Here is an 18,067-nt window from a genome sequence, read left to right on the forward strand (position 1 = left end):
TTGGATAAATAGATAACCGAATACAGAGGTCAAAATGGCTCGAGTTACCGTAGAAGATTGTTTAGAAAACGTTGATAACCGCTTCGAATTAGTGATGGTGTCATCAAAACGCGCACGCCAACTAGCAACTGGTGGTGAAGAAGCGAAAGTACCTGCTGAAGGGGACAAAGTAACTGTTATTGCACTACGTGAAATAGCAGCAAACTTGATCAACGCAGGCAATGTTGATCTGCAAAAACGCCCAATTCACGAGTTTTAATCTCAATGGTGTCGCTCATAGCACAACTGTCGCACTTCCTTTTTACCTTTGTGAGGTGAGCGATGTATACCGTTGAAGATTTAGCACTGACCTTGAGTCAATATTTACCTTACGACCAAGTCGCTAAGGTAAAACGCGCCTATTATTATGCCGAGCAAGCCCATGATGGGCAGCGGCGTAAAAGTGGCGAGCCCTATGTCACCCATCCTCTCGCTGTCGCTGAAATTTTGTCTGAACTTCGGATGGATTGTGATGGATTGACGGCGGCACTTTTGCACGACGTAATTGAAGACACTGGCATCAGCCGCGAAGCACTCACCGAACAGTTTGGGGAAGGTGTCGCAAGTCTTGTTGATGGCGTCAGTAAGCTGACGCATCTTGAATTCAATAGCCAAATCGAAAAGCAAGCCCACAATTTCCAAAAAATGGCCATGGCCATGGCCGATGACATTCGTGTCATCTTGGTAAAACTGGCAGATCGATTGCACAACATGCGCACATTAGATGCCATGCCAGCCCATAAAAAGCGCCGTATTGCCCGCGAAACTTTAGACATTTATGCGCCCATCGCAAATCGTCTGGGCATGTACAAGGTTCGAGTTGATTTAGAGTCTCTCGCGTTTCAAGCTTATTACCCAATGCGTGCTCGAATGCTACAACGGGCTATCCATAAAAAATATGGCCAGCAGCGCATTAAAGACACCCAAAAACTGGAAGACACGATTCGATCTGAACTGGCCGCCGACTATATCGAAGCCAGTATCAGTGTTCGAGAAAAACACATTTACAGTATTTATCAGAAGATGGACAAAAAACGTCGATCTTTGGATGAAATCATGGACGTTATGGGTGTGCGTATTGTCACCGATCGCCATGACAGCTGCTACCGAATTCTTGGCGTTATCCACGCGCTCTTCAAACCGATCGAAGGCCGCTTCAAAGACTACATTGCTGTCCCAAAATCTAATGGCTACCAGTCGCTTCATACTACCGTATTAGGCACCAACGGCATTCCAATGGAAGTTCAAATCCGAACAGAAGAAATGGATTTGGTGGCCAACAATGGCATTGCGGCTCATTGGGCTTACAAGGTTGGCGGCTCTTCCAGCATGCCAAGCAACCATGACCGAGCGACCAAGTGGGTCAAAAGCTTATTAGAAATTCAGCAAAAAGCACGCAACCCTATCGAGTTTGTCGATAACGTAAAAAGCGACTTATTCCCTGATGAAGTGTATGTATTCACTCCCAATGGCCAAATAATTGAATTACCGTCAGGTGCGACACCCGTCGATTTTGCTTATGGCGTTCACACTGAAATCGGCAACACTTGTATCTCTTGTCGTATAAACCGCCGCCTTGCACCACTAAGCACTCAATTAGAAAGCGGCCAAACGGTAGAAATCATTACTGCCAAAAACGCTCAGCCGAATGTCGCTTGGCTTAGCTTCGCGATTACGGGTAAAGCGCGCACCAATATTCGTCATTATTTGAAAGACAAACAACGCGAAAATGCGATCTCTATCGGTCACCGTCTGTTAACTCGTTCTCTCAATGCATTTAAGTCCAATGTTGAAGAATTGACCACCGAGCAAATCGCACAAGTATTAGAAAACCATCAAATCGTCACAATGGATGACCTGTTGGAATCGATTGGTAAAGGTCGTCATGTCGGTTATCTGGTGGCTCGTGAACTGTTCCCTAACATTGATGAAGACACCCTTATCACACCAAAATCTTTCAAAGTAAATGGCTCTGAGGGCATGCTGATTTCCTATGCGAAATGCTGTGCCCCTATACCTGGCGATCCGATTGTTGGCTATGTTCAGGTGGATAAAGGCATCGTCATTCATCACCTTAATTGCCCAAATGTTCAAGACCATCTATCCAACCCTGAACGATTTATTCATATGGCATGGGGTAAAGACATCGAAGAAGAGCTACACATTAGCCTCATCGTCACTTACATCAACGAGCGCGGCGCCGTAGCAAAAATAGCCAGCTCTATTAGTGACACAGACTTCCAAGTATCAAACCTCGATATTATTGAACGAGGCCGAGTCAGCCGCTTACGATTAAGCATCACCATTTCCAGTCGCATTGGTTTGGCCGATGTCATGCGTCGTATAAAAGCGGTACGATGTGTGGAAAAAGTATCACGCGAAACCATCGTGGGGCGCTAACTCGCGTTTATTTACCCTTTTATTTATCACCTTCCCGAAAAGGATGCTCATTATGTCAAAACAAGTAATTCATACAGAAAACGCACCAGCTGCTATTGGCCCATATTCACAAGCCGTTCGCGCTGGTAATACAGTTTACTTATCCGGCCAAATTCCTTTGGTTCCTGAAACAATGGAAGTCATCAGTGAAGACATCGTTGAGCAAACGACACAGGTCTTTAAAAACCTACAAGCAGTCTGCGAAGCCGCTGGTGGTTCATTAGAAAACGTTGTGAAATTCAATATTTTCATGACTGACTTGGGTAACTTCGCCACCGTAAACGAAGTCATGACTCAATTCGTAAAACAGCCTTACCCTGCTCGTGCTGCAATGGGTGTTCGTGCATTGCCAAAAGGCGTTCAGGTAGAAATTGAAGGCATAATGGTGTTAGAAGACTAAACGCTTCAAAATCACATGAAGAAATAAAGCAATAAAACAAAAAAGAGGCCTCGGCCTCTTTTTTTATGCTGTGCATCTTGTACTTAAAACATATTGTGCTTAAAAAAGAGAAAGAAGCGCTTTTATGGCTTAAATTCAGCCAATAAAGCCTGATAGCCGACGACATAACTTGGATAACGCAATGTCCAGCCTTGCGAAAGCAGGTATTGACCTTGAATGCGTTTCCCTGATGTTGGCGTAAATTGGCAACTGTCGCTCACTGCGACTTTTGCACCAAGACAAGTAGCCAGCCAGAGTTTAACTTCCCACATGGAAACCGGTGTCTGGTCGGTCACAATCACCTGTTGAGGCAATGATTTGTCCGCCAGCGCCGTGTTCGCTAGTGCCACGTTTGCCAGTAACACGAGAGCCGATACAACGTCGTCTCGATGCACTCGATTGGTCCAGCTGTTCGCTTGCCAATCTTCCCCACTCAGTACTTTCTCTAACAATCTAAACCGTCCGGCACCATAAATGCCAGAGCAACGTATCGCCACGCTGGGTAAGGCAGCCGCCAGAGCCTGCTCCGTTTCAAGTAAAATATTAGCGGTTGCCGACTTAGGTTGCGCTGGTGTGGTTTCATCGATCCATTCACCTTGGCTTTGTCCGTACACACTGGTGCTGGAAACGAAAAAGACCATAGGCGGCTTGGACATGTCTTTGTATCGACGAATCAACACCTGCGCCGTATCAAAGTAAGCTGCACGATAAGCCGCTTCATGACGACCGTTGGGCGTCATAATCAAAAAAATGAGATCCACATCTGGCAACGTGTCATCGCTCATTCCAACAAGGTCGCCAGTGAGGCCTTTAACACCATAGGGAAAGTCGCTTTTTGTTCGACGAATACCGGTGACCGTATGGCCTTGTGCCACCATGTTCGTTGCCAAACCGGAGCCTAAATCACCACAACCTGCTATCAGTATCTTTGCCATTTATCTTCTCCAAATCCTTACGATGAGCTAACGTGACCTGTCTAGCTTTGATAAAGCCGCCTTAAAAAAGAAATTCTCAGCAATCAAAAGGAACAAGTATACTTTATCAAATTATGTATTATCATAGTTATTAACAATGAATCAGCCTAGGTAAATGGTGCGATATGACATTAACGGAATTGAAATACATTGTAATGCTGGCAGATGAAAAACATTTTGGCCGCGCTGCAGATCGCTGCTATGTTTCACAGCCAACCTTAAGTGTCGCGGTTAAAAAGCTAGAAGAAGAGCTCGGCACAGCGATTTTTGAACGCAGTAAAAGCTCTGTCTATATCACACCGCTGGGTGAGCAAATTATTACGCAAGCCAAGCGTGTTTTAGATCAAGCAAGCGTGATAAAAGAGCTAGCAAACTCCGGTAAAAACCAATTAAAAGGCCCCCTCAAAGTTGGGGCTATTTTCACTATTGCACCGTATTTGTTTCCCTTTATGATTCCATCTTTAAATAAAATGGCCCCCGGGATGCCATTGATCATTGAAGAAGATCTCACCGAAAACTTACGACCTAAACTCCGTAACGGCGAACTAGACGCGATTATTGTGGCACTGCCTTTTCGGGAAACCGATGTGGTGACGCAACCAATTTACGAAGAAGAGTTTGTGGTGCTGATGCCAAAAAATCACCCATGGACCAAGCTTGAAAGCATACAAACGGACCAGCTTTCTACCGACAATCTATTACTGCTTGGCAAAGGTCACTGCTTTAGTGAACAAGTATTAGAAGCGTGTCCTTTGGTCACAGAAAGTGCATTTGGGGACGGCCGTACCATCGTTAATGGCAGCTCATTAGAAACCATTCGCTACATGGTAGCTTCTGGCTTAGGTGTGACCGTTTTACCAAAATCCGCCGTAACCCATATCAATCATGATTTGTTAGAAGTACGCCCCTTTACGGCTCCTGCACCAAAACGTACGGTGGCATTAGCTTGGCGAGTCAGTTTTCCACGGCCTAAAGCCATTGAAGCCGTTAGCCAATCGATTCGTGATGCGTGTAAACATCTAAATCTATAGAGACCAGTATGATCGACGGATTAGATACTCAAGATGTTCGTGACCTAAAAGGCGTTGGAGATGCGATGGCCGAAAAGCTGGCTAAGCTCCACCTGAACACAGTACAAGACTTGCTGTTTCATTTGCCTATTCGCTATCAAGACAGAACGCGAGTTGTGCCAATAGGCCAACTTCACTTTGGTGACGAAGCTGTCATTGAAGGGCAAGTCACCGGCAGCGAAATAAAGATGGGGAAGCGCCGGAGTCTACTGTGTCGAATCAAAGATCATACCGGCACATTATGTTTGCGGTTTTTCCATTTCTCTGCCGCACAAAAAAAACAATTAGAGTCCGGTAAGCGTGTGCGTTGTTTTGGTGAAATTCGTCGAGGCAGCTCAGGGTTTGAAATTTATCACCCTGAGTACAAGGTCATTGGTGACAAAGAAACACAAGAAGAGTCGGCGCAGCTTACGCCAATTTATCCGCTTACCGAAGGACTGACACAAACTAAAATCCGTCAACTTTGTGAGCAAGCACTAGAACGCTTAACACCTTATAACCTACAAGAGTGGCTGCCTGACGAAATACGTGAGCAGTTCAACTTACCACCGCTTTGTAATGCCATTCAGTTTCTACATCATCCATCACGAGACGCCGATTTAGAACTGCTGAGATCAGGAAGCCACCCCGCACAATATCGCCTATCGTTTGAAGAGCTCATGGCGCATCAGCTGTCCCTCATCGGTAAGCGAGTGAAGGCAAAGCAAGATGTGGCGATCCAAGTACAGAGCGCCGGTGAATTAAGTCATCGATTCTTGCAGCAATTGCCTTTTTCGCCAACTAACGCCCAGCAGCGTGTCTTTCAAGAAATTCTCAATGACCTGAATACTGGCCACCCGATGCTGCGTTTGGTGCAAGGTGACGTAGGATCAGGGAAAACCTTGGTAGCCGCGTTAGCTGCGGCCTCTGTGGTACAGGCTGGCTATCAAGTTGCCATTATGGCGCCAACGGAAATTCTTGCCGAGCAACACTATATTAATTTCACTCAATGGTTTGAGCCTCTTGGCCTTAAAGTCGCATGGATGACGGGCAAGCTTAAAGGTAAGGTTCGAGAAAAAGAGCGCGCTGATATTGCTTCTGGCGCAGCTCAAATTGTGGTTGGGACTCATGCTTTGTTTCAAGACTCAGTCGATTTTGATCGCTTAGCGCTGGCCATCATCGATGAGCAGCACCGCTTCGGGGTTCACCAGCGTATGGCTTTACGCGAAAAAGGCATGAAGCATGGTTTTCAACCACATCAGTTGATCATGACGGCGACGCCTATTCCTCGTACTTTGGCCATGTCCGCTTATGCCGATTTAGATTGCTCAATCATTGATGAATTACCTCCAGGTCGAACCCCCGTCAATACCATTGTCGTATCGGATCATCGCCGACAAGAGGTCATTGATCGGGTGAAAAGCGGCTGCGAAGAAGGCAAACAAGCCTATTGGGTTTGTACACTGATTGAAGAGTCTGAAGCGCTGCAATGCCAAGCAGCAGAAGACACTGCTATCTTATTACAAGAACAGCTTGGTAATTTAACCATTGGCTTGGTGCACGGTCGTCTCAAGGCACAAGAAAAAGCCGACATCATGGCAAAGTTTAAGGCCGGTGACATTCAGCTTTTAGTGGCCACAACCGTGATCGAAGTGGGTGTGGATGTGCCAAATTCCAGTTTAATGGTAATTGAAAACCCTGAGAGATTAGGGCTTGCACAGCTTCATCAGCTGCGTGGGCGTGTTGGTCGAGGACAGGCGGCAAGTCACTGTGTACTGCTTTATAAAGCGCCTTTAGGACAACAAGGTAAAGAACGCCTTTCTACCATGAGAGAAACCAGCGATGGTTTTAAAATCGCAGAAAAAGACCTTGAGTTACGTGGGCCTGGTGAATTACTTGGCACAAGACAAACAGGACTTTGGGAATTTAAAGTAGCGGATTTGCAACGCGATAAAAACTTACTGGATGACGTTCAAAAAGCCGCCGCACTTCTGTATAACCGTTATCCAGACCGTATTTCACCACTTCTATCTAGATGGTTACCTAACCACGATCAATACTTAAATGTCTAAACACCTCAATGATGACATATTCATCTAACGAAACATTGTATTTACTTGCAGATGAGTGAAATTTGATCAAGAATTCACTTAGCTTAAAAGAATCCATATTTTCTCTTACTTAATTGATTCGCTAGAAGGAACTAACATGACTATTTTAAATCAGGCACCTCAAGATACGAGCCTAACCCTGAAGGACTGTGGCTATAGGATCGAAAATGATCGTGTCATTATTTCTATTCAGCGTATTGGTAACGAGAGAACGGAAGGCAATCTAAGTGGTACTTTACGCCTTCAATTATGCGCATTTCTTCAGGATGTGGACAACCGTTCAGAACCGCTCGTATTAGCGTCTACCACTATTGGTGAAATAAAAGGGCAACACTTTCTTACCGATTGTCACTATGACCTATTTTTTCAACTGCCAACTACCGGCACTTGGCAGTTAGCACTGCAACTCAGCGAATGGGACGGAGCAGATTACACGCTGTGCAATTCTGCCTATTTCGATACGCTTTATCAGGTACAAGCCATTCCGGCTAATTTTGAATCGACCACGAATGTTGATGATAAAGTAGAAGAAAGCGTGACGTCATCTCCACAAATACCTACAACACAAAAAGTTGTAAAAAAAAACGCCATTGGTTACGCCGATGGCTATCGCGCCATCAACAAATCAAAAGTGGAAAAGATTTTAAAGGTGAAAGGGGTACCGAAAAAATTACTCGATAAGTTAGTAGCAGAGCGCCCTTTTCGTTCAGAAAAGGCCGTACTCAATGTCAAAGGAATGGGGCCTGCCATGTTAAGCAAAATAATCGTCGAGTTAACAAACTAATCAATACGTTATTTCGAATCAGCAGCCATTCGTTAATTACCTAAGGAATATTAACGACCGTAGTGTTTTTTACTTCTTCCATTGCGACATAGGTCCGAGACTCTCGAACATGCGGTAGCGTTAATAACGTTTCTCCTAATAGCAGACGATACGTATCCATATTGGATACACGTGCTTTTAGAAGGTATTCAAAGTCTCCAGCAATGAGGTGACACTCTAAGATTTCTGGAATTTCTGAAACGGCCGTTTTAAACTCATTAAAACCTTCAGGTGACGTTGTCTTAAGGCGAATCTCGACAAAAACAAGCAATCCCGCGTCAACTTTCTTTGGATTTACTAAAGCACAGTAGCCTGTAATATAACCATTACGCTCTAAACGACGCACTCGCTCTAAACAAGGAGTGGCGCTTAATCCTACCCGACTCGCCAATTCAACATTCGATAAGCGACCATTAATCTGCAGTTCACGTAGAATTTTTTTATCTAGGCGATCGAGCGGTTTTGATGAGTTATCCATCTGATGTGGATCTCCTTACATGACTTCAATTGAAGTTTAAGTCTACCATGCAGGTTACGAAGTATGGAAAGTGCTTTATTCAATATATTTAATACGGGTATTTGAACCGGTTACAAAAAAGCACCAAAATGTCGCGAAAAGATATTTTCGAGCAAAATAGAACACGTCATAGTCATAATTGCCCCACTATTGTGCACCGTTCTTATTCGGAATAGGCTACAGCCCTTGCTCTCCGCGCCTTTGAAAAAATCGTATCTCCTTCACAAAAATATAAAAAATTACGCTTTAATTAACTGAAAGTGCAAAAAATAAGTATAGAACACCTCCTTACTGATATTTTATCCTTGACTACGCCTCCAAAGAGTAATTCTATAGGGGAATGTGATGACCTTTGTAGAGGAATCATCTACATATTCCAAACAACAAGAATAATTAAATGTTGGCACTAACTTTGCTTTGATTAACAAACAGATCTTAGGATCTGGTATCTAAAGTTCAGCAAGATAACAACATATATAAAAACGCCTGGGAGGCTCAATATAATGAAATCGAATGTTGGTAAACTACTGTCTACTGCAGCCATCGCCGCAACTATCAGCGCTGGTGCAGCTGCATCAACTCTTGAAGATGTAAAAGCAAAAGGTTTTGTTCAATGTGGCGTAAGCCTAGGCGTACCAGGATTCTCTAACGCCGATTCAAATGGTAATTGGTCTGGTATTGATGTTGACGCTTGTCGCGCAACCGCTGCTGCAATCTTCGGTGATGCTCAAAAAGCAAAATTCACTCCTCTTTCAGCGAAAGAGCGTTTCACTGCGCTACAGTCAGGTGAAATCGACATTCTAACTCGTAACACGACGTGGACTTATACTCGTGACGCCTCTCTAGGTCTAGATTTCACTGCGGTTAACTTCTATGACGGCCAAGGTTTCATGGCTCGTAAAACGCTTGGGGTTACGTCTGCACTCGATCTTGATGGCGCAACAGTTTGTACAGAACAGGGTACAACGACAGAATTAAATATGGCTGACTTCTTCCGTAAGCATAAAATGTCTTACGTTCCTGTTGTTGTTCAAAAAGCAGATGAAGCTTTGGCAGCGTACGCTTCAGGTCGTTGTGACGTATTCACTACGGATAAATCAGGTCTAGCAGCTCACCGTTCTAAGTTAGCTGATCCAGCCGCTCACATTATTCTTGAAGAAACTATTTCTAAAGAGCCTCTAGGCCCTGTTGTCCGTCATGGCGACAACCAGTGGAAAGATATTGTAACGTGGGCAATGTTCGTTCAGGTTAATGCTGAAGAAATGAACATTACTTCTAAGAATGTTGCTAAAATCAAAAAAGAAACTAACGATCCAGGTATCAAGCGTTTACTAGGTGCTGAAGGCGATATGGGTGCTCAACTAGGCCTATCTGCTGATTGGGCTTACAACGTCATCGCTAAAGTCGGTAACTACGCTGAAGTGTTTGAACGTAACGTTGGACCATCTACTCCAGTAAATCTTCCACGTGGTATTAACAAATTATGGACTGACGGTGGAGTTATGTACGCGCCACCAGTACGTTAATACCTAAAAGCTACCTGCTTCGGGTATTTACCCAGCGACTCTAAAATACTAGAGTCGCTGGGTTTCTCCCCCCTTCCTTACACATCTGACGAGCATTTCAATTGCCTGAACTAAGATGAGCGATAAAACAACTTCAAGTAATAAAAGCCTTTTGAATGACGCCGGTACTCGCGCCTTAATCTTTCAAATTGTGCTTCTAGCAGCGGTTGTCTTCGTAGGTTATTATTTATTTAGTAATTTACAAGCAAACCGAGCTGACCAAGGTATTTCTACTGGTTTTGCGTTTTTAAACCAACCAGCTGGATTTCCCGTTCTTATCCACCTAATTGAATACACTGAGGCTGACACCTACGGACGAGCGTTTTTTGTTGCCCTAATTAATACGGTTGTTATTTCATTAATGGGAATCGTATTAGCGACCATTATTGGTGTTGTCATGGGCTTAGCCCGTCTATCTAATAACTGGTTGGTAGCGCGCTTAGCAACGGTATACGTTGAAACTCTGCGTAATATTCCCTTATTGTTACAAATGTTTTTCTGGTATTTCGCTGTTCTTGCAGCCTTACCCATACCTAAAAACAGCATAGTATTTGCGGATTTTTTCTTAAATAAACGTGGAATCTACTCTCCAAACCCAATGATCCAAGACGGTTTTGGTTTTGTAGTGGCTGGATTTGTACTGTCGATTGTTGCATCTATTGCTTTAGTCGTTTGGGCGAAGAAACGTCAAACAAAAACAGGCCTTTGGTTTCCTGCTTATTGGGCTTCTTTAGGTATGATCGTTGTTATTACCTTTTTAGCGTTAGCAGCATCAGGTTTCCCTATCGAGTTTGATCTTCCACAAAAAAGCCGCTTTAACGTCACAGGCGGGATGGTTCTTCCACCAGAGTTTGTTGCTGTGCTTGTCGCACTGTCTACTTATACTGGTGCTTTTATTGCAGAGATCGTTCGTGCTGGTATTTTGTCTGTAAATTGGGGACAAACTGAAGCCGCTCGCTCTTTAGGGCTAAGAGACAGCTTGACTCAACGTTTGATTGTTTTACCTCAAGCATTACGAGTTATTATTCCACCACTTACTAGCCAATTCCTAAACTTAGCGAAAAACTCATCACTTGGTGCCGCTATTGCGTATCCTGAGTTAGTTGCTGTAGTTATGGGCACGACACTGAATCAAACAGGTCAAGCAGTAGAAAGTATCGGTCTTTGTATGCTGGTTTACGGTACATTGAGTTTGACTATTTCTCTATTTATGAATTGGTACAACAAAAAAATGTCGTTAACAGAGCGCTAGGAGGAAGATCATGGCTATTGAATTTAAACCATCACCAAGCCTTCCACCACCAGTGAATTCTGTTGGTGCTGTGGCATGGGTTCGTCAAAACTTATTGTCGTCCCCTCTCAATATATTTTTAACCTTGTTCAGCTTTTATGTTTTGTACTTGCTTGTTCCACCGGTAATAGAATGGGGCATTCTTACTGCAACATTTGAAGGGGCATCTAAAGCAGACTGTACGGGTGGAGGAGCATGCTGGGCTTTCATCGGTGTGTACTTTGAACAGTTTATGTATGGTCTATATCCATCAGAAGAAACGTGGCGTATTAACTTAGCCTTGATTCTATTGGTGGTTTTGATTGGTACTTTCGCAGTAAAAACGGTTAATAAACTATTCCTTTCCATTGGGATTTTAATTATTTACCCAGTTATTGCTTATTTCCTATTTGCTGGCGGTGTATTCGGACTGGAAGTCGTTGAAACTTCTTTGTGGGGTGGCTTGTTCTTAACCACACTCATCGGTGTAGTAGGTATTGTCGCTTCGTTTCCTTTAGGTATTTTGTTGGCACTTGGTCGTCAATCAAACATGCCGATAGCGAAATCTATTTGTATCGTCTTCATTGAAACCGTTCGTGCTGTTCCTTTGATCACTATCTTGTTTATGGCGTCAGTAATGATTCCATTGTTCCTGCCTGAAGGTATGAACTTCAACAAGCTATTACGTGTTCTGATCGGTATTACCTTGTTCTCTTCTGCTTACATGGCAGAAGTAATTCGTGGTGGCTTACAAGCCATTCCAAAAGGTCAATACGAAGCCGCTGATTCAATGGGATTAAACTACTGGCAGTCCATGATTTTGGTGATTTTGCCACAAGCATTGAAATTGGTTATACCTGGTATCGTAAACACCTTCATTGGTTTGTTTAAAGACACAACCCTCGTTTACATTGTAGGTATGTTTGATTTGCTAGGTAGGGTCCAAGCCGCTACGCATGATTCAAGCTGGTTAGGAACAACAATTGAAGGTTATGCCTTTGCTGGTTTTGTTTTCTGGGCGGCCTGCTTTGGTATGTCACGCTACAGTATGAGAATCGAGCGCAAGTTAGAAACTGGGCACAAGCGAAATTAGTTAAGAATTTGAGGTCTTTATAATGACAGATACAAATATGGCTCGTGCCCAACTTGAGCAGGGCGAAGAAGCAATCATCGAGTTTAACGATGTTAATAAATGGTACGGTGATTTTCACGTACTAAAGAACATCAACTTCAGCATCAAAAAAGGCGAGCGCATTGTTGTTTGTGGCCCTTCTGGTTCTGGTAAGTCGACAATGATACGTTGCGTCAACCGTTTAGAAGAGCACCAAAAAGGTTCGATTCTGGTTGATGGTGTTGAAATGAACAACAATCTGAAAAACATTGAAGCAATCCGTAAGGATGTGGGCATGGTTTTTCAGCATTTCAACCTATTTCCACACTTGTCGATTCTGGAAAACCTAACGCTAGCACCAATTTGGGTTCGTAAAACACCTAAAAAAGAAGCTGAAGAAATGGCGATGCATTACTTGGAACGCGTCAAAATCGCCAACCAAGCATTGAAATATCCTGGTCAGTTATCTGGTGGTCAACAACAGCGTGTGGCGATTGCTCGCGGTCTTTGTATGCAGCCTCGCATCATGTTGTTTGATGAACCTACGTCAGCACTTGATCCAGAAATGATCAAAGAAGTACTGGATGTTATGGTTCAGTTAGCGGAAGAAGGCATGACCATGATATGTGTAACACATGAAATGGGCTTTGCGAAAACCGTTGCCGACCGTGTTGTCTTCATGGACGCAGGGGAAATTGTTGAGGCAAATGAGCCACATCAATTCTTTGATAACCCGCAACATGACCGCACACAAATGTTTTTAAGCCAAATTCTAAATCACTAAATAGTTACTTGGTTTTAAAATCTGTTATATTGACAAAAGCCCCTGTTAGGGGCTTTTTTATTTCTGCAGCTTAACCATTGTTTTACAAGGAATTGAATGGAACCGTCTCGAGACCTTCAGCCAAACAAAAAATTACGGGTTGTGCATTTAGCTGATCACACAGGTCGATTGCAGGTTATTTTTCCTGATAGCAATATGCTCGATATTGCTGCGGTATCACGAATAACTAAGCGGCGTTTTGAGCCCGTTACCAACTATCACAGTTCGGGCGACCCTCTCATCAAACCCAACAGTATAACGACTATATTAGAAGCCAATATTCTCAAAGAAGCTTCTGTGTCAATTCGAACAAAAGTGAATGGGTTCTATCGCGATACGACATCGGCAGAATTAGAGAGTATGTTCTCTGGCCCATTAAACCGCTTCGAAAACATTTCCATTAGTACGCAACTAATAAAACGCCCCGTAGACAATCATGAAGACGATGAGGAACAGATTCTTCAAGCACTCGGACGCTTTCAATCTATTAGGCTTAAACAGCGGTTAGAAGAAACATTAGAAATCCCTCCTTTACCGGCGTCTTCACATAGAATTATTCGCTTATCATCTGACACAAAGGCGGGAACCAATGAACTATGTGAGGTCATCGCTCTTGACCCAAGCCTAGCGGCACAAGTCGTCAGTTGGGCGTCATCACCCTATTATGGTGCTCCAGGCGACATAGAATCAGTAGAGGACGCTATTATTCGAGTCCTAGGCTTTGATATGGTAATGAATCTAGCGCTTGGGCTTTCGATGGGAAATGCATTTCAAGCGCCCGAAGACGGTCCACGTCACTACGAAGACTTTTGGCTCGACTCTGTCTCTAATGCCGTGCTTGTGGAGTCCTTGGTCAAAGCCATGCCAAACAAAAGTCGCCCAAAAATCGGTCACGCCTACCTTGCGGGGTTGCTACATAATTTTGGTTATTTGGCCATAAGCACTATTCTACCACCACATTTTTCTATCCTGTCTCGGTATCAAGAAGCGAACGCGCATTTGCCTTCTGAGCTGATTGAAATGCAGATACTGCACTTTACCAAAGAACAATTAGGTTCTTGGTTATTGCGTTACTGGAGCTTGCCTGACAATATTTGGACCGCCATCCGATACAGCAAAAAACCACACTATTACGGCGAACATGCCATTTTAGCAAAACTGCTGTATGTCTCATTCCAGTTACGCAATGAAGGGATCATTGAGCCATCCGTTCTGCAGGAAATAGGCCTGACACTAGAAGAGGCCGAAGCGTGCCGTGATGCGGTTTATCAAAAATCTACAGAGCTGCATAAAATGGTCGCTTTGATTAATAAAATGAATGCTTAACCTCTTATGACATTAATGAACCCCTCTGCCGCCCAGCAATTTGATTATCGATGGGCACCTGTTCATCGGATCAATAAAGTTAAAGTGCCTAAAACACTCTGGCCTTGGTTGGTCACTCACGATTCTTTGACCGCAAAACTACAAAGCCTCGGCACATTAACGGTTCACGTCATAGAGGACGCTTGGGGGGCACCAACAGCTCGAGAGCGAAAGTGTCTCAAGTTACGCCCAAGGGAGGCGGCTCGAATTCGCACCGTACTGCTTAAGGTGGATGGTAAGGCCGTCATATATGCTCGCTCAATTATCCCAGCCAAATCTCTACGAGGCCATTGGCGTCAAGTAAAGCATCTAAAAGACAAGCCCTTAGGCGGCTATCTTTTTCAACATCGAGCATTGACTCGAAGCGGCATTGAAATAACGCAATTGCCAAAAAGCATGTTTCCCAATCAACAAAGTGCTTTATGGGCAAGACGCTCTGTATTTCATCAGTTTGGACCCGGCATATTAGTGAACGAAGCCTTCTTCGATGATATTAACCACCTAAAACCGCTGTTTGGATTTTTATGAGTAAACTAAAAAATTACGCAGAATTAACGAGATTTAACCGCCCTATTGGTTCATTTTTATTAATGTGGCCGACGTTGTGGGCATTATGGCTTGCCGCTGATGGCATGCCTGAGTGGCATCTGCTCATCATTTTTATATTGGGCGTTTTTAGCATGCGTTCAGCGGGTTGTGTAATCAATGATTACGCCGATAGAAAAGTCGATGGAAGCGTTGATCGCACAAAGAATCGGCCTTTACCCTCTGGTCGTGTGTCAGAAAAAGAAGCCCTTTTACTCTTTTCCGCACTCTGCGTACTGAGTTTTATTTTGGTACTGTTTACCGATTTACAGACCATATTGCTGTCATTCGTCGGCTTAGGGCTGGCTGCTCTGTACCCTTTTATGAAGCGATACACTCATCTGCCACAACTTTTTCTTGGATTGGCTTTTTCTTGGGCTATCCCTATGGCATACAGTGCGCAAGGCGGTGATTTAACCAACCCAGAATTATGGATGTTATTCGTAGCAAACTGCTTTTGGACGATTGCATACGATACGTATTATGCAATAACTGATCGTCCAGATGACCTCAAAATTGGCGTGAAATCTACTGCTATATTATTTGCAGAATACGACTTGTTCGTCATTCTTTGTTTGCAAGGGTTAACCCTGTCCTTATTAACATGGATTGGCTTACTCGCAGGACTGAGTTGGCCCTATTTTGTGTCTTTGCTAGTTTGTGTAGTACTCTTTTATTTGCAGTTTAAACAAGCAAAAAATCGCGATAGACAAGCCTGTTTTCGCTCTTTTTTAGACAATAATCGCGTTGGCTTCTGTGTTTTCATCGGCCTAACAGTAAACTATTTTTTGTAATATATGGCAAAGTTGTGACATTTTAACCAAACTGTCACATTAGGCCGCTTTAATGAAACCGTTCCTGAGATGAGGATAAATCCTGTGACCGGTAAAAAAGTATTAATTATTGATGACGAGTCGTCTATACGCGAAATGATCGCTATAGCACTCGAAATGGCGGGCTACGAATATTTAGAAGCTGAAAACATTCAGCAAGCCCATGAAATCATTGTCGATCATCGACCAGATCTTATTTTGGTCGATTGGATGATGCCTGGTGGTAGCGGTATTGAACTGACTCGCCGACTCAAAAAAGACAGCACAACCGCTGAAATTCCAGTCATTATGCTGACCGCAAAAAGTGAAGAAGACAATAAAATCCAAGGTCTAGAAGTAGGTGCTGATGACTACATCACCAAACCTTTCTCACCACGTGAGCTGGTTGCGCGACTCAAGGCTGTATTACGACGAGCGACACCTCAAGGCGTTGATGAGCCTATCGAAATAGAAGGCTTGATCCTTGATCCGATCAGCCAACGAGTCACTATTGGTACTCGCCCATTAGAAATGGGGCCAACAGAGTATCGCTTATTAAAATTTTTGATGACCCACCAAGAACGTGCTTATTCAAGAGCTCAGCTGTTGGATCAAGTATGGGGTGGCAATGTCTACGTTGAAGAGCGTACGGTTGATGTTCATATACGTCGCTTACGAAAAGCCATTGGTAGCACTCACGATTCCTTGATACAAACAGTACGAGGTACTGGCTACCGCTTCTCAGCAAAAAGGCCCCTATGAAAACGATTTGGCGAAACACCATTATTACTTGGTTAGCAGGTCTCGCGGCTTGTGTTGTGATAGGCCTTATTATTGGGCAATTGTTAGGTGTTTTACTGCTGTACGTATTGGGGTCTTTATACTGGCAGCTGTATCAACTGTATCAATTTCATTATTGGTTACGCCATTCTGGTCGCGCAGCGCCACCAGAAGCCAGCGGCATTTGGGGCGAAGTCTTTGATGCCGTATATCGTTTGCATAAAAAACAGCGCAAGTCCAAGCGCCGTATGCGCCAAGCACTAACGCGAATAGAAAGCTCCACAACCGCCTTAAAAGAAGGCGTTATCATGGCCGACAACCAAGGCAATTTAGAGTGGTGGAATAACTCTGCAGCACACTTTCTTGGCCTGATGCGCCCAGTAGATCGCGGCCAAGTAATCACTAATATTGTCCGTAGTCCTGAGTTTTTCCGTTATTTCAGCCAAAAGCGATTTGGCGAACCCTTGATTATCAAATCTCCAGCGAAAGACGGCGTCTATTTGGAAATTCAAACCACTTTGTACGATAAGAACGATCACCTGATTTTTGTACGTGACGTGACCCGCTTACATTTACTGGAACAAATGCGCAAAGACTTTGTTGCCAACGCCTCCCATGAATTAAAAACGCCACTCACCGTCATAAAAGGCTATTTAGAAACGCTCGACATGTTTAAAGACAGTCTGCCGAAAAGCATGCAGAAAGGCATTGTGAATATGTCTGAGCAATCTGAACGGATGGAGCAACTGATTGAAGATCTCTTACTGTTGTCTCGTTTAGAAAGCGACGACAAGCGCGAAGAAAACCAGTGGCACAGGGTCTCAGACTTAGTACAGTCCGTTACCAACGCCACAGAAGCCATCTTGAACGCAAAGCATACGCTGATAGTCAATATCCCTGAGGAAGCCCGTCTGTACGGCTCCTATAAAGAGCTATACAGTGCCTTCTCGAACCTTATCGTCAATGCCATTAAATATTCACCGGATGGCGGCGATATCACGATTAAGTGGGAATCGAGTGAATTCAACGGCGTTTTTTCAGTCAAAGATTCTGGACTAGGTATCGATCCAAGATACATTCCACGCTTAACAGAGCGTTTTTTCAGAGTGGATAAGGGTCGAGGATCAAAGACAGGCGGCACGGGTCTTGGATTGGCAATCGTAAAACATGTTTTATTACACCATGACGCCAAACTGCAAATACGCAGTGAGCCCGGTCAAGGAAGCACTTTTTCCTGTCATTTTCCCGCCAGTAGAACACGCACGGACAATATTCCCGCCATCACATCCCACAATGAAATACCTTCAAATGCTCAAGAATAAAATATGACCCCCTCCCCTTATTAAGGGGAGAGATACAAGGGTT

17 protein-coding genes are annotated in these 18,067 nt (G+C 43.9%); 15 read left to right on the forward strand and 2 right to left on the reverse strand.

Annotation, left to right across the window (positions count from 1 at the left end; all coding sequences use genetic code 11):
• Window positions 1–34: 34 nt before the first annotated feature.
• The 3 genes from rpoZ to M3I01_RS17015 all read left to right on the forward strand — a co-directional run bounded on the left by rpoZ (window position 35) and on the right by M3I01_RS17015 (window position 2,878).
• A complete protein-coding gene (gene rpoZ, locus M3I01_RS17005) occupies window positions 35–259 on the forward strand; it encodes a DNA-directed RNA polymerase subunit omega (RefSeq protein WP_112135958.1) in 225 nt (74 codons plus the stop codon).
• Between the two features lie 62 nt (window positions 260–321).
• The gene (locus M3I01_RS17010; protein ID WP_255897110.1) at window positions 322–2,439 is read left to right on the forward strand and encodes a RelA/SpoT family protein; all 2,118 of its coding nucleotides are present in this window, start codon (window positions 322–324) and stop codon (window positions 2,437–2,439) included.
• Between the two features lie 52 nt (window positions 2,440–2,491).
• Window positions 2,492–2,878: a RidA family protein gene (locus M3I01_RS17015; RefSeq protein ID WP_024024215.1), complete on the forward strand. Its 387-nt coding sequence runs from the start codon at window positions 2,492–2,494 to the stop codon at window positions 2,876–2,878.
• Window positions 2,879–3,000: 122 nt separating this feature from the next.
• Here the strand turns inward: M3I01_RS17015 and M3I01_RS17020 are convergent, their stop codons facing one another.
• On the reverse strand, window positions 3,001–3,852 hold the full coding sequence (locus M3I01_RS17020; protein WP_255897111.1) for an NAD-dependent epimerase/dehydratase family protein: 852 nt from the start codon (window positions 3,850–3,852) through the stop codon (window positions 3,001–3,003).
• A 164-nt stretch (window positions 3,853–4,016) separates the two neighbouring features.
• Between M3I01_RS17020 and M3I01_RS17025 the strand changes: the two genes are divergently transcribed.
• The 3 genes from M3I01_RS17025 (at window position 4,017) to M3I01_RS17035 (ending at window position 7,835) form a co-directional block, all read left to right on the forward strand.
• Entirely contained in the window at window positions 4,017–4,922 is a 906-nt protein-coding gene (locus M3I01_RS17025) for a hydrogen peroxide-inducible genes activator (RefSeq protein ID WP_255897112.1), read from the forward strand.
• 8 nt (window positions 4,923–4,930) lie between these two features.
• Window positions 4,931–7,012 carry an ATP-dependent DNA helicase RecG gene (gene recG / locus M3I01_RS17030; RefSeq protein WP_255897113.1) on the forward strand — a complete coding sequence of 694 codons (2,082 nt, stop codon included), beginning with the start codon at window positions 4,931–4,933 and terminating at the stop codon, window positions 7,010–7,012.
• A gap of 136 nt (window positions 7,013–7,148) precedes the next feature.
• On the forward strand, window positions 7,149–7,835 hold the full coding sequence (locus tag M3I01_RS17035) for a helix-hairpin-helix domain-containing protein (protein ID WP_255897114.1): 687 nt from the start codon (window positions 7,149–7,151) through the stop codon (window positions 7,833–7,835).
• 40 nt (window positions 7,836–7,875) lie between these two features.
• Here the strand turns inward: M3I01_RS17035 and lrp are convergent, their stop codons facing one another.
• Complete coding sequence (lrp, locus tag M3I01_RS17040; RefSeq protein ID WP_112135968.1) at window positions 7,876–8,352, reverse strand: leucine-responsive transcriptional regulator Lrp; 477 nt, start codon at window positions 8,350–8,352, stop codon at window positions 7,876–7,878.
• Window positions 8,353–8,894: 542 nt separating this feature from the next.
• Between lrp and M3I01_RS17045 the strand changes: the two genes are divergently transcribed.
• The 9 genes from M3I01_RS17045 (at window position 8,895) to phoR (ending at window position 18,024) form a co-directional block, all read left to right on the forward strand.
• Window positions 8,895–9,917, forward strand: coding sequence for an amino acid ABC transporter substrate-binding protein (locus tag M3I01_RS17045; RefSeq protein WP_255897116.1), 1,023 nt, complete (start codon window positions 8,895–8,897; stop codon window positions 9,915–9,917).
• Between the two features lie 115 nt (window positions 9,918–10,032).
• A complete protein-coding gene (locus M3I01_RS17050; protein ID WP_255897118.1) occupies window positions 10,033–11,208 on the forward strand; it encodes an amino acid ABC transporter permease in 1,176 nt (391 codons plus the stop codon).
• Window positions 11,209–11,218: 10 nt separating this feature from the next.
• The gene (locus M3I01_RS17055; RefSeq protein WP_255897121.1) at window positions 11,219–12,319 is read left to right on the forward strand and encodes an amino acid ABC transporter permease; all 1,101 of its coding nucleotides are present in this window, start codon (window positions 11,219–11,221) and stop codon (window positions 12,317–12,319) included.
• A gap of 22 nt (window positions 12,320–12,341) precedes the next feature.
• On the forward strand, window positions 12,342–13,121 hold the full coding sequence (locus M3I01_RS17060; protein ID WP_112135976.1) for an amino acid ABC transporter ATP-binding protein: 780 nt from the start codon (window positions 12,342–12,344) through the stop codon (window positions 13,119–13,121).
• A gap of 96 nt (window positions 13,122–13,217) precedes the next feature.
• Window positions 13,218–14,486, forward strand: a complete 1,269-nt coding sequence (locus M3I01_RS17065; RefSeq protein WP_255897123.1) for an HDOD domain-containing protein — start codon at window positions 13,218–13,220, stop codon at window positions 14,484–14,486.
• A 6-nt stretch (window positions 14,487–14,492) separates the two neighbouring features.
• Window positions 14,493–15,053 carry a chorismate--pyruvate lyase family protein gene (locus M3I01_RS17070; protein WP_255897124.1) on the forward strand — a complete coding sequence of 187 codons (561 nt, stop codon included), beginning with the start codon at window positions 14,493–14,495 and terminating at the stop codon, window positions 15,051–15,053.
• Window positions 15,050–15,904: a 4-hydroxybenzoate octaprenyltransferase gene (gene ubiA, locus M3I01_RS17075; protein WP_255897125.1), complete on the forward strand. Its 855-nt coding sequence runs from the start codon at window positions 15,050–15,052 to the stop codon at window positions 15,902–15,904. The genes M3I01_RS17070 and ubiA overlap by 4 nt, the downstream gene beginning before the upstream one ends.
• Window positions 15,905–15,988: 84 nt before the next feature.
• On the forward strand, window positions 15,989–16,684 hold the full coding sequence (gene phoB, locus M3I01_RS17080) for a phosphate regulon transcriptional regulator PhoB (RefSeq protein WP_255897126.1): 696 nt from the start codon (window positions 15,989–15,991) through the stop codon (window positions 16,682–16,684).
• A complete protein-coding gene (phoR, locus tag M3I01_RS17085; RefSeq protein ID WP_255897127.1) occupies window positions 16,681–18,024 on the forward strand; it encodes a phosphate regulon sensor histidine kinase PhoR in 1,344 nt (447 codons plus the stop codon). Before phoB ends, phoR begins: the two co-directional genes overlap by 4 nt.
• Window positions 18,025–18,067 lie beyond the last annotated feature (43 nt).

Origin of the sequence: Marinomonas maritima (assembly GCF_024435075.2) — a bacterium.
GTDB classification, from domain to species: Bacteria; Pseudomonadota; Gammaproteobacteria; order Pseudomonadales; family Marinomonadaceae; genus Marinomonas; species Marinomonas maritima.

Coding starts and splice junctions, on each gene's coding strand:
- M3I01_RS17035 (WP_255897114.1), top strand. CDS start 7,149: ATGACTATTTTAAATCAGGCACCTCAAGATACGAGCCTAACCCTGAAG.
- ubiA (WP_255897125.1), top strand. CDS start 15,050: ATGAGTAAACTAAAAAATTACGCAGAATTAACGAGATTTAACCGCCCT.
- M3I01_RS17050 (WP_255897118.1), top strand. CDS start 10,033: ATGAGCGATAAAACAACTTCAAGTAATAAAAGCCTTTTGAATGACGCC.
- M3I01_RS17015 (WP_024024215.1), top strand. CDS start 2,492: ATGTCAAAACAAGTAATTCATACAGAAAACGCACCAGCTGCTATTGGC.
- M3I01_RS17020 (WP_255897111.1), bottom strand. CDS start 3,852: ATGGCAAAGATACTGATAGCAGGTTGTGGTGATTTAGGCTCCGGTTTG.
- lrp (WP_112135968.1), bottom strand. CDS start 8,352: ATGGATAACTCATCAAAACCGCTCGATCGCCTAGATAAAAAAATTCTA.
- M3I01_RS17055 (WP_255897121.1), top strand. CDS start 11,219: ATGGCTATTGAATTTAAACCATCACCAAGCCTTCCACCACCAGTGAAT.
- M3I01_RS17045 (WP_255897116.1), top strand. CDS start 8,895: ATGAAATCGAATGTTGGTAAACTACTGTCTACTGCAGCCATCGCCGCA.
- M3I01_RS17010 (WP_255897110.1), top strand. CDS start 322: ATGTATACCGTTGAAGATTTAGCACTGACCTTGAGTCAATATTTACCT.
- M3I01_RS17060 (WP_112135976.1), top strand. CDS start 12,342: ATGACAGATACAAATATGGCTCGTGCCCAACTTGAGCAGGGCGAAGAA.
- phoR (WP_255897127.1), top strand. CDS start 16,681: ATGAAAACGATTTGGCGAAACACCATTATTACTTGGTTAGCAGGTCTC.
- M3I01_RS17025 (WP_255897112.1), top strand. CDS start 4,017: ATGACATTAACGGAATTGAAATACATTGTAATGCTGGCAGATGAAAAA.
- M3I01_RS17070 (WP_255897124.1), top strand. CDS start 14,493: ATGACATTAATGAACCCCTCTGCCGCCCAGCAATTTGATTATCGATGG.
- rpoZ (WP_112135958.1), top strand. CDS start 35: ATGGCTCGAGTTACCGTAGAAGATTGTTTAGAAAACGTTGATAACCGC.
- M3I01_RS17065 (WP_255897123.1), top strand. CDS start 13,218: ATGGAACCGTCTCGAGACCTTCAGCCAAACAAAAAATTACGGGTTGTG.
- recG (WP_255897113.1), top strand. CDS start 4,931: ATGATCGACGGATTAGATACTCAAGATGTTCGTGACCTAAAAGGCGTT.